The sequence below is a fragment of the Streptomyces sp. NPDC033178 genome (assembly GCF_055577685.1).
Map to the genome: position 1 here is coordinate 16304 of NZ_JBVIPT010000014.1, position 15047 is coordinate 31350.

Genomic DNA, 15047 nt, shown 5'->3' on the forward strand with positions numbered 1-15047 from the left:
GCCGGTTCACGGACTCATCGGCCCGGCCAGCGCGTCGAGGACCGGTCCTCCCGCCAGACCGAGGCCGACGGAGATGACCGTGGCCGCATACGCGACAACGCGTGCCGTGCGGTCCCCCTCGGCGGGGCCCGGCGAATCGCCGCGGGAGACCGCGGGCACGATCCAGCGCAGGTAATAGAAGAGGGACGCCACGGTGTTGACGGCGGCGAGGACGGCGAGCCACGCGTAGCCACCGTCGAACACGGCGCTGAACGCCTGGAGTTTGCCGAGGAAGACCGCGGTGGGCGGGGTGCCGACGAGGCCCAGCAGACAGACGACCAGGCTCGCCGTGAGCAGCGGGCGGTCCTTCGCGAGCCCTCGGTAGTCGTCCAGGGTGTGGGCATGCGGGACGGCGCAGACGACGGCGAACGCCCCGAGGTTGGTGACCGTGTAGGCCGCGAGGTAGTACAGGAACGCCTGCTGAGCGAGATCCGAGCGGTCCACCACCGCCACCGGCAGGAGCAGGTATCCGACCTGACTGATCGTCGAGTAGGCGAGCAGACGCTTCACGTCCTGCTGGAAGAACGCGCCGAGGTTGCCCAGCGTCATCGACGCGGCGGCGAGCACGGCGATCAGCGCCGGCCAGGGCAGCGGGCTGCCCGCGAAGACGGCGTCACCGACCCGGAAGAGCGCGGCGAGCGCTCCGATCTTGGGGAGGGTGGTGAGCAGCGCGGCCACCGGCGCACTGCTGCCCTGCACGGCGTCCGGCACCCAGAAGTGCGCCGGTACGCCGCCCGCCTTGAACAGCACACCCGCCAGCAGCCCGATCGCACCGACGGCGATCAGCGGCTCCGGGGTGTCGCGCAGCGCGTCACCCAGCATCGGGTACAAGGTCGCGCGCCCGGCCGCGTACAGGACGGTGACACCGGCCAGCAGGAGTACGCCGAGCAGGGCGCCGACCACGTAGTACTTGAGGGCGGCCTCGGTGCCCGGACCGTCCTTGCGGAATCCGGCGAGCGTGTACGCGGGAATGCTGGCCAGGAGATACGCGGCGGCGAACAGCAGCAGGTCCTGGGTGCCGGCCATCATCAGCGCGCCCAGGGCCGCCAGTTGCACCAAGACGTAGAACTCGCTCTCCCGGGGATCGCCTCGCAGAGGGCGGAAGGAGACACCGAGGACGAGGAGCGTGCCGCCGAGCACGACGATCCGGGACGCGGCGGTCACGGTATCGACGGTGAAGGCTTCCCCGAAGGCCGTCGTCGCGGGCTCGGCGGCTGCCACCGCCGCAGCGACGATCCCCGCCACGCAGGCGAGGACCGCCAGCAGTCCGACGGTCCACTGCCGGGCGCGCGGCAGCCAGGAGCCGAGCAGCAGCCCGAGTACGGCCGAGGCCGCCAGCAGCACCTCGGGCAGCAGATCGAGCGGGTTCTCGTTCATCTCGGTCATCGGGCGAGCAACTCCAGGACCGAGCGGGAGGCCGGCTCGACGACATCCAGCAGGAAGCGCGGAGCCACCCCGAGGATGACGGCCAGCGCGAGCAGCGGAACCACGGAGACGCTCTCGTGCACCCGCATGTCGGGGAACGCCCGTGGCGTACCGGGCGCGTCGGGCAGCCGCAACGGCCCCGTGAACACCTGGCGCAGCGCCCGCAGGAACAGCCCGGCCGTGAGGAGGATGCCGAGCACCGAGAGTGCCGTGGCCAGCGGCTGAGGCCCGAGACTTCCCGTGAAGATCTGGAACTCGGCGATGAAACCGGAGAAGCCCGGAAGCCCGAGCGAGGCGAAGGCCGCGACACCCGTCATGGCGGCGAACGCCGGTGCCACGGCGGCGAGTCCGGAGTAGGCCCCCATGTCGTAGGTACGACCGCGTTCGTGAAGCACCCCCGCGAGGAGGAACAGCGCACCGGTCAGCAGCCCGTGGCTCACCATCTGGGTCACGGCACCCGTGACGGCGAGGGAACGCGCCTGCTCGGAGCTGTCCGCCGTCGCGGCGGCCGCGCCGAGAGCCAGCACGATGTATCCCATGTGATTCACGGAGGTGTACGCGACCATCCGCTTGAAGTCTGTCTGCGCGAGCGCCACCAGCGCCCCGTGGAGGACCGAGACCACGCCGATGACGACCAGCACGAGGGCGTACCGGCGCCAGGCCTCGGGGAGGATCGGCATCGCGATGCGTACGAATCCGTAGGTGCCCATCTTCAGCAGCACCCCGGCCAGGATCGCCGAACCGGCCGCGGGCGCCTCGACATGGGCCGGCGGCAGCCACGTGTGGAAGGGCACCGTCGGGGTCTTCACCGCCAGACCGACCACGACTGCCAGCAGCACCAGAGCCCCGTACACAGACCGCCCGGCGAGCGGGTTCTGCTCGGTCAGCTCGACCATGTCGAAGGTGTGCGGCGACGCGGCAAGGTACAGGCCGATGAAGCCGAGCAGCAGGGCGAGCGACCCGATGAAGGTGTAGAGGAAGAATTTCAACGCGGCGCGGGCGGCCTGCCGGTGGCCCCATCCGGCGATGACGAAGTACATCGCCACGATGGACAGGTCGAAGAAGACGAAGAAGAGGATCAGGTCGAGGGCGACGAAGAGCCCGAGACAGGTCGTCTGGAGGAAGAGGAACAGCGCCGCGAACTCGCGGATCCGGCGGTTCTCGCGCAGCGAGTAGAGGGCGCAGGCGAGGAACAGCAGACAGGTCAGGGCGAGCAGCGGAAGCGACAGCCCGTCGACGCCGACGTGGTAACTGACCCCCGCGCCCGGAATCCAGTGGGCACGCTCCTCGAACTGCATCCCCGCGCCCGGCTCGTAGCCGGCCCACACCGCGATGACCAGGGCCAGTTCGACGGCCGATGCCGTCACCCAGACCGCACGGAAGACGGTCGGTGCCGTACGGCGGGGCAGTGCGAACAGCAGCAGCGCGACGGCCGTGGGCGCGAAGACGAGGGCGGTCAGCAAGCGGATCACCTCACGAGGACGAGGACGACGGCGAGGACGGTGAAGGCGGCGACCGCCTGGGCGAGGTACTGGTGCAGCTGTCCCGACTGCGGGCGGCGGGCCCAGCGGCCGAGGGCACGGGTTCCGGCGGCGACCGCGCCTACCGTCCCGTCGACGGCTCGTTCCACGACGTCGTTCGTCCAGCGCGCGAACCGGAGGGTGGTGGAGGCCGAACCGTCGACTGTACGGTCCAGCACCCGGTCGTCGAACACCGCGGCGGCGCGCGCCAGCCGCATCGTGGGCGCGACCAGCAGGACATGAGCCGCGCGTTCGAGGCCCAGCCAGTCGGCGAACCCCGACGTGACCCGCGCCGGCAAGGGCAGCGGGCGCGCACCCCAGCCCCAGGCGGCCGCGGCGGCCAGGAGAGCCAGACCGGCGGAGAGTACGAACTCCCAGGCATGTGGGGCGGGTTGACCAGAGACAGCGAGGACACGACTCGTGCTGTCGCGTACCGGGGGGAATGCAAGCGCCACCAGCGCCAAGCATGCGAAGGCGAGCAGGGCCAGGGGCCACACGGCACCCGCCGGGATGCGCCGGGCGTCCGGGCGCGCCACCGCCGGACGCCACACGAACCACAACGCCTTCGCGCTGTAGACCGCGGACAGGAGGGCGGCGGCGAGCCCGGCCGCGTACAGCCACGGACTGCGCTCCAAGGCACCGGCCAGCAGTACGTCCTTGGCGGCCCAGAGGGAGAGCGGCGGAAGCCCCGCCAGGGAGAGCGCGGCCACGGTGAAGGCGATGCCGACCGTACGGTGATGACGCGCCGCGCCCGGCAGTGCGGGCAACTGCTGGGTGCCGAGCGCGGTCAGCCAGGCGCCCGCCGCGAGAAACAGCAGGCTCTTCGCCGCCGCGTGCGCGATGAGTTGAAGCGTGCCGCCCGTCGTGGCGCCCGCCCCGGCCGCCAGGACCATGAAGCCGATCTGCGCACAACTCGACGCGGCCAGCAGCTGTTTGAGGTCTGTCTGCGCGACCGCGACGAGCCCGAGGAGGATCGCCGTGGCCGCACCCGTCCAGGCGACCACGTCGTCGCCCCAGCCGGAGGCGTCCAGCAGCGGTCCGGTCCGCAGCAGCAGGTACGCGCCCGCGACGACCATGGTCGCCGAGTGCAGCAGGGCCGAGACCGGACTCGGGCCCCGCATCGCCTTCGACAGCCAGAAACTGAAGGGCAGTTGGGCCGACTTGCCGAGGGCGGCGACGACCACGCCCGCGGTGATGAAGGACAGCCACGGCTCCTCGGCCTGTGCGAGGCCATCGAGCGAGAGCGACGAGTTCCGGCTGCCGCTGCCGCTGCCGCTCGCGAGTGCCGCGCCCGCCGCCAGATAGAGGCCGAGGTCCGCGGTACGGGTCGTGAGGAAAGCTGTGTCGGCCGCCCGCGTACGCTCCGGATCCCGCCACCAGTAGCCGATCAGCGCCCACGAGGTGGCGCCCATCACCTCCCAGCCCATCAGCAGGACCGGGAGAGTGGCGGCGGTGACCGTGACGAGCATGCTCCCGGCGAACAGCAGCATCAGCCCGAAGAACCGCGCCCGCGCCTCGCCCCCGCCGGCCTCCGCCGCGCCGAACTCCGCCGCGCTGAAGAGGAGTACGACGAGGGCGACCGCGGTGACCGTCACCGCCAGCAGCCCCGACAGACCGTCCACCGCGAGTCGCATCGGCAGACCGTCGAGGAACGGTGCCCGCGCGCTCGGATGCCGGAACGCCGCGGCGACAGCGAGCCCCAGCGCGGCGGCCGCGACCGCGAGTGCCACTCCGGGCGCCGCACGATCGGCCCGCCGCCCCACCACCAGGAGCAGCACACCGGCGCCGAGGGGCAGGGCGACCAGCGCCCACAGCAGAGCGCTCACTCCTTCAACTCCGCTGCCATGTCGGTCATGTCGATCTCCCGTGACCGGAACAGAGCGGTGACGACGGCGAACCCGATCGCCATCTCCAGGGCCATCGCCGTGACCGCCACCACGATCAGTACATGCCCCTCGGCCGCCGCCGGAGCGATGTAGTGCCACGCGGCCGCGGCGGCCAGGATGACCCCGCCGAGCATCAGCTCAAGGCCCATCATCAGCATCACGATGGACTGCTGGGTGAGGGCACCGAACAGACCGACGCTGAACAGCGCGGCGGCCAACAGCAGAAACAGTTCCAGACTCACCGGCCGACACCACCCCGTACGGGATCGTCCGCGTGCCGCGCCCGCAGATCGTCGCCGAACCGGTCGTACCGTCCTCGGCGGGTGGCCAGGACCACGGTGGCGACGATCGTCGCGAACAGGGCCATGCCCAGGGTCATCATGGTCAGCATCTGCGGGCCCATGAGCGACATGCCGAGTTCCATGGTCGGATCGGCGGGTGCCTTCCCCCGGCGCGCCGACCAGGGCGCGAGCAGGATCCCGGCGGCCAGCAGCGCGAAGACCAGGCCGCAGACGACGGCCGCGCCCTTCTTGTTGTGGATCATCGTCATCGGCATGAGCCCGGCCGGGTTCATCATGTACATCACCATGAAGACCGCCATGATGGCCATCTCGATCGTCATCATCAGCACGATGACGATGCCCAGGTAGTCCAGCCCCAGCAGGACGACCAGCCCGCCCACGCACAGCAGCGAGGCCAGCAGGGAGAACGTCGCCCGCGCCATCGAGTCGAAGCGGAACACCATCACTCCGCCGGCCACCGCAAGGACGGCCAGCACCCAGAAGACCGCGACATCCATCGGCTTACGTCACCTCGCTTCCGTCAGGGAACTCACCGGTTCAGCACCACCACGGCCACGACCAGCGCCTGCACGATCGCCAGCGGGGTCAACACGACCCAGGCCAGCTCCAGATAGCGCTCCATGCGCACGGTCGGAATCCTGCGTCGGACCCCCACCAGGAAGGCCAGGACGGCGGCCGTCTTGAGTACGGTCCAGGCCCAGCCGGGCAGCAGCGGCCCGTGCCCGCCGCCCAGGAAGAGCGGCACACTGAACGCCGCCGCCACGACCAGCAGCAGCCACCGGCCGCCGAGGAAGAGCACCCGGTCCGCGCCCGACAGCTCGGCACCCGCGCCGCCCGTCACGTCACGTCCGGCAGGCTGGTCGAACGGCCCCCAGAACGCCATCGCCATGGCACTCAGCAGATAGATCCCGAAAGCCACCGGCATCCACACCACGAACCACAACCCGGCCTGGGCGCCCACGACTTCACCGACCCGCAGCGACTCCGCGCCCAGCGCGGCCGTCGTGATGGCGAGCATGTGCGGCAGCTCGTACGCCAGCCCCTGCGCGAGGAAGCGGTAGCCGCCGATGAGCGAGAGCGTCGAGTTCGGCCCCCAGCCCGCAAGCCAGACCGCCGCCCACGCCAGCGCCTCCATCGCGTTGAACCAGACGATCCCGTCCGGCAGATCGCTCACCGACCGGAAGCCGAGCGGCAGTACGACCGCCGCCAGGACGGCGGCGACGGGAAGGAGACCGGCGCCGATCCGGGCCAGGGACAGGTCCGACGCCCGGGTACGACGAGGCTGCTGGACAAGATGCCGGAGGACCTGGCGGCCGGGTTCCGCCGCGCGGACCACCGTCTCGCGCAGCGATCCGGGCCGCCCGCGCCGGGCCCCGGCCGCGAGCACGGCATCGAACCCGGCCGTCACCAGGGCCGCCCCGACCAGCAGAACGGGCAGCACGAGGACCGCCCACAGCGAAGTGCGCTCACCCATGGCTGTGGACCGTCCCGGGCGCCTGTGCATGAGTCAGCTCGTCGAGGTCCGGATCGAGGCTCGCGACGATGATCCGCGCGCAGGCGAACTCCGTTCCTTCGAGCAGTCGCGGCAGGCTGTCCAGCAGCGCCCTCGACGGAGGCACCGGGGTGTCCAGTCTCCCGCGAGGCCCTACGGCCTCGGCGGCGTCCAGCGCTTCGGTGACGTCGCAGGCCGCCGCGCTCCTGCCCACCGCGTCGAGCCACACGAGCATGCGGCTGTACGCGTCCCCGTCCGCGACCAGAGCCGGTCCGGTCACCCCACGGTGACGCGACTGCTCGGCGGGCAGTGTTCCGAGCCCCGTCGTCAGCCACCGCAGCGTCCGCGAGCGCTGGGCCCGACGGATCAACGGGCGTACGAGGGAGGTGAGTTCGGCGGCAGCGGCTCCGGCAAGGGCACGATCCCGTACGTACCGCATCCGTGCGGCCATGTCGTCCCAACCCGTCACGGCGAAGAACCTGCCCAGGCTGTCCAGGTGGGCCGCGCACAGCCGTCGCGCCGCGTCGCCCCGCGAAACGTGCTCGCCGGCGGTGGCGCGCAGCCACGGTTCGTCCCAGAAGGGCGGACGTGGGGACGGGGGAGTGGTAACCGGTTCGAGGGCGGCCTCCTGAACCACGTCGCCCTGGAGAGTCAGGCGGAGGATCAGTCCCGCGGGCCAGTCGGCGAGTACGGGCCCGAGTGGCACGTGCAGCACGTCGAGCCGCAGACCGTCCCGGTCATCGGCCCGGTCCGCCATGGGCAGTCCCTCGACGAGGCCCATGTCGTGCCCCGCGTGACCGTGATGCCCGCCGTGCATGTCGTGACCACTATGGTCCGAGTGCGGAGCGGTGTCACCGTCCTGCTGGTGCTCGTGGTGCTCGTGGTGCTCGTGGTGCTCGTGGTGCTCGTGGTGCTCGTGGTGCTCGTGGTGCTCGTGGTGCTCGTGGTGCTCCTTGTATTCTCCGCGCGCAAGGTCCGCGAGCCCCCTCTCCAGAGCGTCGACGACCCGCTCGGGATTGGTGACCCACACCCGGGCCCTGGGCGCCGGAATGCCGTGCCACAGACCCGAGACCCAGTCGCTCTCCTCGCCTTCGCCTTCGCCTTCGTCCTCACGATCGCCGACGACGACCAGCAGATCGGTCTCCGACGGCCCGCTCACACACGGCCAGCCGCGACGCGCCAACTCCGCCTCCACGGCGAGCCGTTGCCGCGTGGCACCGGGGGAAACCGCGAGGAGGACGCCGGGCCGGGACACGGCCGCCCGCACGAGTGCGCGCCTCAGCTCCACCGGAACGCCCCCTCGCGCCAGGCGTACGCGACACCCGCGAGCAGGATTCCCAGGAAGAGGAACATCTCGACGACCGCGCTGGTGCCGACGGCCGAGACGACCTTCGTCCACGGGTACATGAAGAGCATCTCCATGTCGAAGGCGAGGAAGACCATCGTGACGGGGTACCAGCGCACGTGGAACCGGGAGAGCGGGTGCTCCTGAGGTTCGAGGCCCCCGCTGAACGGGCCGGTGTGCACGGGCTCGCGGACCGCCCGCAGTGCGACGGACAGGGCATGGAGGAGTACGACGGCCGCGACGATCAGCACGAGGAGTACGAGTACCGGTTGCCAGTCCGATGTCGCCACAAGGGCCCCTTCCCGACGGTCGCTCTCGGACGGTCACCACGGCAGGCAGCATGTCAGCAGCCAGGGGTGTAAGGAACGCACGACACCTGCCTCCGGTCAGTTCGCCGCGCGGAACGAGCGCAGCCGCAGGGAGTTGCCGACGACGAACACCGAGGAGAAGGCCATGGCCGCTCCGGCGATCATCGGGTTGAGCAGACCGGCCGCGGCGAGCGGCAGGGCTGCCACGTTGTAGGCGAAGGCCCAGAAGAGGTTGGACCGGATGGTGCCGAGGGTGCGCCGGGCGAGCCGGATGGCGTCGGCGGCGGCGCGCAGATCTCCCCGTACGAGCGTCAGGTCGCCGGCCTCGATCGCGGCGTCGGTGCCGGTGCCCATGGCCAGGCCCAGGTCGGCCTGGGCGAGCGCGGCCGCGTCGTTGACGCCGTCGCCGACCATGGCGACCGAACGGCCCTCGTCCTGGAGCCGCTTGACGACGTCGACCTTGTCCTGCGGCAGCACCTCGGCGATGACGTCCTCGGGCGCGATGCCGACCTCGCGGGCGACCGACTCGGCCACGGCCCGGTTGTCGCCCGTCAGCAGGATGGGCGTCAGGCCGAGCGCGCGGAGCCGCGTGATCGCTTCCGCGCTGGTCTCCTTCACGGCGTCGGCGATTTCGAGGACCGCGCGCGCCTCGCCGTCCCAGGCGACCGCGATGGCGGTGCGTCCGGCCGCCTCGGCCTCGGCCTCGGCGCGTGTCAGTTCCTCGGGCAGTTCCATGGCCCACTCCGCGAGCAGCCGCTCACGGCCCACGAGAACCGCGTGACCGTCGACGATGCCCTGCACACCGAGACCGGGTACGTTCGCGAAGTCCTCGGGGGTGGGCAGCGAACCCAGCTTCTCAAGTGCCCCGTCGGCGACGGCGCGGGCGATCGGGTGCTCGGAGGAGTGCTCCAACGCGCCTGCCAGACGCAGGACTTCGGCCTCGTCGGTCGTGTCGGCGGTGTGTACGGCCAGCAGGGTCATACGGCCGGTGGTCACGGTGCCGGTCTTGTCGAGGACGATGGTGTCGACCTTTCGGGTGGACTCCAGGACCTCCGGACCCTTGATCAGAATGCCGAGCTGGGCGCCGCGGCCCGTGCCGACCATGAGCGCGGTCGGGGTGGCCAGGCCGAGGGCGCACGGGCAAGCGATGATCAGTACGGCGACCGCGGCGGTGAAGGCGGCCGTCAGCCCGGACCCGTTGCCCAGCCAGAAACCGAGGGTGCCCAGCGCGAGCGCGATCACGACGGGTACGAACACGGCGGAGATGCGGTCCGCGAGGCGCTGCGCGGCGGCCTTCCCGTTCTGCGCGTCCTCCACCAGCCTTGCCATCCGGGCGAGTTGGGTGTCGGCGCCGACCCGGGTGGCCTCGACGACCAGCCGGCCCCCCGCGTTGATCGTGGCGCCGGTGACCGGGTCGCCTGTGGAGACCTCCACCGGCACGGACTCACCGGTGAGCATCGAGGCGTCCACCGCCGAGGAGCCCTCGACGACCGTCCCGTCCGTGGCGATCTTCTCGCCCGGGCGCACGAGGAAACGGTCGCCGACCTTCAACTCGGCGGTCGGGACCGTCTGTTCGCGGCCGTCGGGGCGCAGCACGGTGACGTCCTTCGCACCCAGCTCCAGCAGCGCCTTGAGCGCCGCGCCCGCCTTCCGCTTGGAGCGGGCCTCGAAGTACCGGCCCGCCAGGATGAAGGCGGTCACGCCCGCGGCGGCCTCCAGATAGATGTTCCCGGCGCCGTCGCCCCGGGCGATCGTCAGCTCGAAGGGGTGCGTCATGCCGGGCGTGCCCGCGGTGCCGAAGAACAGGGCCCACAGCGACCACAGGAACGCGGCCGAGGTGCCCACGGAGATCAGCGTGTCCATGGTGGCCGCGCCGTGCCGCGCGTTGGTGAACGCGGCCTTGTGGAACGGCCAGGCGGCGTACGTCACGACCGGCGCCGCCAGTGTCAGGGACAGCCACTGCCAGTACTCGAACTGCAGGGCCGGGACCATGGCCATCGCGACGACGGGAACGGCCAGCACCACCGCGGTGACCAACCGCTCGCGCAGCGGCCGCAGTTCGTCGTGCGCGCCCGCCGGTTCGTCGTCACCCTCGGGCTCGCCGCGTACGGGCGCCGGCTCGTGCGCGGTGTACCCGGTCTTCTCGACGGTGGCTATCAGGTCCTGGACGGAGACGTCACCTTCGAAGGCGACCTTGGCCTTCTCCGTGGCGTAGTTGACGGTGGCGGTGACCCCGTCCATACGGTTGAGCTTCTTCTCGATCCGTGCCGCGCACGAGGCGCAGGTCATGCCGCCGATGGCGAGCTCTACCTCGGCGCCGGTCGTCGTGGTGGTCATGGCTGCTCCTCGTACGGGGTGGGTGGCCGGGACCCGGTGATGTGGGCCCCGGCCGGTGCGGGGGAGTGCCCGGGGTCAGGCCCGGCCGGTCAGCTCGTAGCCGGCGTCGTCGACGACCTCGGCGATCAGCGTGTCGTCCGGCTCGGCGGTGGCGACGACCGTGACCCGACCGGTGTCGAGGTCGACGTCGACACCGGTCACGCCGTCCAGCTCGCCGATGACCTGGGTGAGCGTGGCCTTGCAGTGGCCGCACGTCATGCCGGACACGGCGTAGGTCGTGGTGACGGTGGCGGTGACGACCTCGGTGGCCGTCGCGCGGTCGGCGGTGGTGGTCGAGCAGGAGCCGTCGGTGGAGCAGCAGGACGAGGACATGGGTTCCTCCTGGTGAGTACAGTCCGTCTCGGATACGGGGCGGGGGTATCGGTGTCGAGAACCTGTATACCCCTGTAGGGTATCTGACGCAAGCCGTGCAGCCGCCTTGACTTTATACCCCCTAGGGGTATGTTGAAGTGCATGGAGGGCCTCACCTCCAGTCATCGGCCCCCGTCCCTCAGGAGCTGGCCATGCATACCGGAGTGAAGATCACCGCGTTCGCCGCCGCACTCGCCGCGACCTTCGGCACCGCCTACGGCGTGGGCCAGGGTGTCGACCCCGTCGTCGCGGACCGCGAGCCCGCGAGCCACGACACCCACGCCGAATCGTCACTGGAGCCGGAAGGAGGCGGTGACCACGCGGAGCACGAGTCCACGCAGGAGGGCCAGTCGCCGCCGGCCGGCGGACTGCAGATCTCCGAGAACGGCTACACCCTCGACCTCAGGACCCCCCGGATCGAAGCCCGGCAGCGCGCCGACCTGAGCTTCACCATCCAGGACGAGAAGGGTCGCGCGGTGACCTCGTACAAGCGCGAACACGAGAAGGAACTCCACCTGATCGTGGCCTCGCGCGACCTGGTCACCTATCGCCATCTGCACCCCACCCGCGCCGCCGACGGCACCTGGAGCATCCCCGTCGAACTGCCCCGGGCGGGCGGCTACCGGGTCTTCGCCGACTTCACCCCGGCGAAGAAAGGGGCCGAGAACCTCACCCTCGGCGCCGACCTCGCGGCCTCGGGCCCGTACGAGCCGAAGGGGCTGCCGGCGGCGAGCACGACGGCCAAGGTCGACGGATACGAGGTCAAGCTGGCGGGCGGTCTGCGACCGGGCGCGTCCGGAGAGCTGGAGCTGAACGTCTCCCGCGAAGGCAAGCCCGTCACCGACCTCCAGCCCTATCTCGGTGCGTACGGCCACCTGGTCGCCCTGCGCTCCGGCGACCTCGCGTACCTCCACGTCCACCCCAACGGCGAACCCGGCGACGGAAAGACCGAGCCAGGCCCCGGCATCTCGTTCACGGCCACCGCGCCCAGCCCGGGCGCGTACCGCCTCTTCCTCGACTTCAAGCACCAAGGCGTGGTCAGGACCGCCGCGTTCACCGTTCACGCGGGTGAGGAGTCGGGCGGCAAGGGCGATCACAGCGAGGCCGCTGAAGAGACCACCGAAGAGACTTCGGACGGCCACGGGCACTGAAGGGGACCGTCCGTTCTGAGTCGGATCGTCGAACGCCACGTACTAAGCGGGTACGTAGGGGTCGGCGATCGGTGAGCCGGAGAACGGGCCCGGCTCCCCCGAAGGGTGGCGTCATGACGGGACCGCTTCTGGGCTGGACGTTGGTGGTGCTGGGCGTCGGTGTGGCCGGCGGCAACCTGCTTCGCATGGCTCTCGTCAGAGGCTGGGCCCGGTTCGAAGCGGCGGCCGAGGCCGTGATGGGCGCGGGCATGGCGGTGATGGCCGCGCCCCCGACCGCGGGCCACTACGGCACGCACAGCACCTGGTGGGCCGCGGTGTTCGGCGCCTTCTGTCTCGGCGGCGTGGCACTGTCCGTGCGGCATGCGGCCCGGGGTGGTCTGCGGTATCTGCGCCACGGCGGACACGTCGTGATCGGCAGCGCCGCCATGGTGCTCATGACACTGGCCATGTCCGGAACCACCTCCTCACCGGCTCTCGCGCTGGCCGGTTCCTCCGGGCACGGGGGGATGGCGGGCATGGCCGGTATGGAGAGCGTGGGCGCCCACGGTCACGGAGGTGTGGCCGAGGCGGCGGGCTCCGCGGGAGGCGCGCTCGCCTGGCGGGTGGCCTTCTGGGCGTTGGCCGCGTACTTCGTGATCTTCATGGCTCTGGCCGTACGCGCCCGCCTGCGCGGCAGGGGCGGGTCGCTGCCCGCCGTGGCCGACGGCACGCGGGCCCGCCACCGACACGCCCGGCGGAATCCCTCGCTGCTCACCGTGCCGAACGCGCGCCTGGCCGGTCATGTCGGAATGGGCGGCTCGATGGCGACGATGCTTCTGATGATGGCCGCGTGAAGTCGGCTGCGTGAAGACGGCCGCCTGAAGACGGCCCTGACGTCATGGCGTGTCCTGGTCCTGGACCGGGAGGCGCAACCGGAGTTCGTATCCGCCGTCCGCCGTCGGGCCGGACGTGACGGTGCCGCCGAGGAGTTCGGCCCGCTGGCGCAGACCGACGAGGCCGTGGTGCGCGCCGGGCAGCGGCAGCGCGGGACGGGTGGGGGAGGCGTTGGTGACGGTGGCGTGGACGGTGTCGTCCGCGTGATGGACGTGGATGGTGGCGGTGGCCCCGGGAGCGTGCTTGCGTACGTTGGTCAGCGCTTCCTGGACCGTGCGGTAGACGGCGCGCTGGACGGTCGCGGGCAGGTCGTCGGGCAGATCTGTGCGCAGCGCCGCCTCGATGCCGCTGGTGTCGACCAGCCGCTGGAGGTCCGCCAGGGACGGCTGCGGAGTCAGTTCCGTGGGACGGCTTCCGGAGGCGCGCAGGACGCCGACCATGTGCCGCAGTTCGTCCAGTGTCTGCACGCTGAGCCGCCGGATCGTGGCCGCCGCCTCCCTCGCCTCCGGGTCCCGGGTGCCTACCTGAAGCACTCCGGCCCGTACGGCGATCAGGCTGACCTGATGGGAGACCACGTCGTGCATCTCCCGGGCGAGCTGCGCGCGTTCCTTCGCCAGCACGCTCTGGGCCAGCAGCCTGCGTTCGTGTTCCCGCGCCTCGGATATCTCGGACAGCCGCAGGGACAGTTCGCGTCCGGTCTGGACGAGCTGTCCGAGGAAGACGGGAGCGACCGCCGTGGCCAGGCTGTAGGTGACCGTGAGCAGGTCGGAGGAGTCCGACAGATCGGCGAACTCCGGTGACGGCCACGACCACCAGGTGATGTCGCATGCCGCGAACGCCAGCGCGCACAGGGCCAGGAGCACGCGACGACGGCTGAGGGAGGCGAGGGTGTACAGCGCGATCAGGGTGGCGAGTACCGCGTCGCCGACCAGGGCCGCGGGCAGGGCGAGCAGGAACGTCGCCAGCGGCAGACGGCGACGGAGTACGAGAGAGAACGCGGCGAGCAGCGCACAGGCCATGCGCAGCCGCTCTTCGCTGTCGAAGTGGATCCAGACGTCCAGCAGGGAGACCGCGACGAGCATGGCGTCCATGAGTGGGGCGGGCACGCGGCGGTGCCTCATCCGTGCTTCCGGTCCCGCTTCCGGTCCCGCTTCCGGTCCCGCTTCCGGTCTCGCGAGTCCCGCGCGGGGCTTCACCCGTCCTCCGGGTCCCGCGGTGGCCTGAGCAGACCCGCGCGTTCGGCGAGCAGGGCTGCCTGGACGCGGCTGCCCACCTCCAACTTGGCGAGGACGGCGCTCACATGGTCCTTGACCGTGCCGATGCTCAGATGCATCCGTGCGCCGATGCCGGTGTTGGACAGTCCCTCGGCGATGAGGACGAGAACGGCTCGCTCGCGTTCGGTCAGCCGGGCCACGCAACGGGCGGCCGCCTCGTGGGGGCCGTTGTCCAGATACCCGTCGACCACGGCCCGGGTGACCCGGGACGACAGGACGACACCGCCGTCGGCCAAACTGCGTACCAGCAGCGGCAGTTGCACGGGATCGGTGTCCTTGAGCAGGAACCCGGCCGCCCCCGAACGCAGTGCCGTCGCCACGTACTCGTCCATGTCGAACGTCGTGAGCATGGCCACCGTGGGCGGCTGCGGCAACCGGCGCAGGTCGGCCAGGACCGTGAGCCCGTCCACGTCCGGCATCCGGATGTCGAGCAGCACGACGTCGGGACGCAACTCCCGCGCCGAGTCGACCGCCTGGCCGCCGGGGACCGCCGCCACGACCTCGATCCCGTCCGCGGAGTCGAGGATGTGCCTGAAGCCCGTACGGATCAGAGCCTCGTCGTCGACCACCAGTACCCGGATCACCTGCGCTCCCTCGCCCCGGGGCCGCCGCTGGACTCCTACGACGCCCAGGAGCCTCCTCCGGTTCCTTCGCGGCGGCGCTCGCCGGGCGACGGGGGCGGCT

The 15047-nt window shown here is 71.2% G+C and carries 14 protein-coding genes; 2 read left to right on the forward strand and 12 right to left on the reverse strand.

Translation table 11 applies throughout. The features are described from left to right. Positions 1 to 6: 6 nt before the first annotated feature. The 10 genes from ACZ5VQ_RS30875 to ACZ5VQ_RS30920 all read right to left on the reverse strand — a co-directional run bounded on the left by ACZ5VQ_RS30875 (position 7) and on the right by ACZ5VQ_RS30920 (position 11026). Positions 7 to 1425, reverse strand: coding sequence for an NADH-quinone oxidoreductase subunit N (locus ACZ5VQ_RS30875; protein ID WP_469107764.1), 1419 nt, complete (start codon positions 1423 to 1425; stop codon positions 7 to 9). Further along, positions 1422 to 2927 (reverse strand): complex I subunit 4 family protein, encoded by a 1506-nt coding sequence (locus tag ACZ5VQ_RS30880; RefSeq protein WP_469107765.1) that lies wholly within the window; start codon positions 2925 to 2927, stop codon positions 1422 to 1424. Before ACZ5VQ_RS30880 ends, ACZ5VQ_RS30875 begins: the two co-directional genes overlap by 4 nt. A 5-nt stretch (positions 2928 to 2932) precedes the next feature. After that, positions 2933 to 4810, reverse strand: coding sequence for a proton-conducting transporter transmembrane domain-containing protein (locus ACZ5VQ_RS30885; RefSeq protein ID WP_469107766.1), 1878 nt, complete (start codon positions 4808 to 4810; stop codon positions 2933 to 2935). Then, a complete protein-coding gene (locus ACZ5VQ_RS30890) occupies positions 4807 to 5112 on the reverse strand; it encodes an NADH-quinone oxidoreductase subunit K (RefSeq protein WP_469107767.1) in 306 nt (101 codons plus the stop codon). The genes ACZ5VQ_RS30885 and ACZ5VQ_RS30890 overlap by 4 nt, the downstream gene beginning before the upstream one ends. Further along, the gene (locus ACZ5VQ_RS30895) at positions 5109 to 5669 is read right to left on the reverse strand and encodes an NADH-quinone oxidoreductase subunit J (RefSeq protein ID WP_469107768.1); all 561 of its coding nucleotides are present in this window, start codon (positions 5667 to 5669) and stop codon (positions 5109 to 5111) included. Before ACZ5VQ_RS30895 ends, ACZ5VQ_RS30890 begins: the two co-directional genes overlap by 4 nt. A 32-nt stretch (positions 5670 to 5701) precedes the next feature. Next, positions 5702 to 6646 (reverse strand): NADH-quinone oxidoreductase subunit H, encoded by a 945-nt coding sequence (locus tag ACZ5VQ_RS30900; RefSeq protein WP_469107769.1) that lies wholly within the window; start codon positions 6644 to 6646, stop codon positions 5702 to 5704. After that, positions 6639 to 7952, reverse strand: coding sequence for a hypothetical protein (locus ACZ5VQ_RS30905; RefSeq protein ID WP_469107770.1), 1314 nt, complete (start codon positions 7950 to 7952; stop codon positions 6639 to 6641). The genes ACZ5VQ_RS30900 and ACZ5VQ_RS30905 overlap by 8 nt, the downstream gene beginning before the upstream one ends. Beyond that, positions 7943 to 8299 carry an NADH-quinone oxidoreductase subunit A gene (locus ACZ5VQ_RS30910; protein WP_055612491.1) on the reverse strand — a complete coding sequence of 119 codons (357 nt, stop codon included), beginning with the start codon at positions 8297 to 8299 and terminating at the stop codon, positions 7943 to 7945. Before ACZ5VQ_RS30910 ends, ACZ5VQ_RS30905 begins: the two co-directional genes overlap by 10 nt. 96 nt (positions 8300 to 8395) lie before the next feature. Further along, entirely contained in the window at positions 8396 to 10654 is a 2259-nt protein-coding gene (locus tag ACZ5VQ_RS30915; RefSeq protein ID WP_469107771.1) for a heavy metal translocating P-type ATPase, read from the reverse strand. Between the two features lie 75 nt (positions 10655 to 10729). Then, on the reverse strand, positions 10730 to 11026 hold the full coding sequence (locus ACZ5VQ_RS30920; protein ID WP_469107772.1) for a heavy-metal-associated domain-containing protein: 297 nt from the start codon (positions 11024 to 11026) through the stop codon (positions 10730 to 10732). A 191-nt stretch (positions 11027 to 11217) separates the two neighbouring features. Between ACZ5VQ_RS30920 and ACZ5VQ_RS30925 the strand changes: the two genes are divergently transcribed. Both ACZ5VQ_RS30925 and ACZ5VQ_RS30930 read left to right on the forward strand, forming a co-directional pair. Next, positions 11218 to 12216 (forward strand): hypothetical protein, encoded by a 999-nt coding sequence (locus tag ACZ5VQ_RS30925; RefSeq protein WP_469107773.1) that lies wholly within the window; start codon positions 11218 to 11220, stop codon positions 12214 to 12216. Positions 12217 to 12329: 113 nt separating this feature from the next. Further along, positions 12330 to 13049: a DUF5134 domain-containing protein gene (locus ACZ5VQ_RS30930; protein WP_469107774.1), complete on the forward strand. Its 720-nt coding sequence runs from the start codon at positions 12330 to 12332 to the stop codon at positions 13047 to 13049. A gap of 42 nt (positions 13050 to 13091) precedes the next feature. On the opposite strand, the gene ACZ5VQ_RS30935 is transcribed toward ACZ5VQ_RS30930, so the two are convergent. Further along, complete coding sequence (locus tag ACZ5VQ_RS30935; RefSeq protein WP_469107775.1) at positions 13092 to 14210, reverse strand: sensor histidine kinase; 1119 nt, start codon at positions 14208 to 14210, stop codon at positions 13092 to 13094. Positions 14211 to 14281: 71 nt separating this feature from the next. Continuing rightward, positions 14282 to 14947 (reverse strand): response regulator, encoded by a 666-nt coding sequence (locus ACZ5VQ_RS30940; protein ID WP_469107776.1) that lies wholly within the window; start codon positions 14945 to 14947, stop codon positions 14282 to 14284. Positions 14948 to 15047 lie beyond the last annotated feature (100 nt).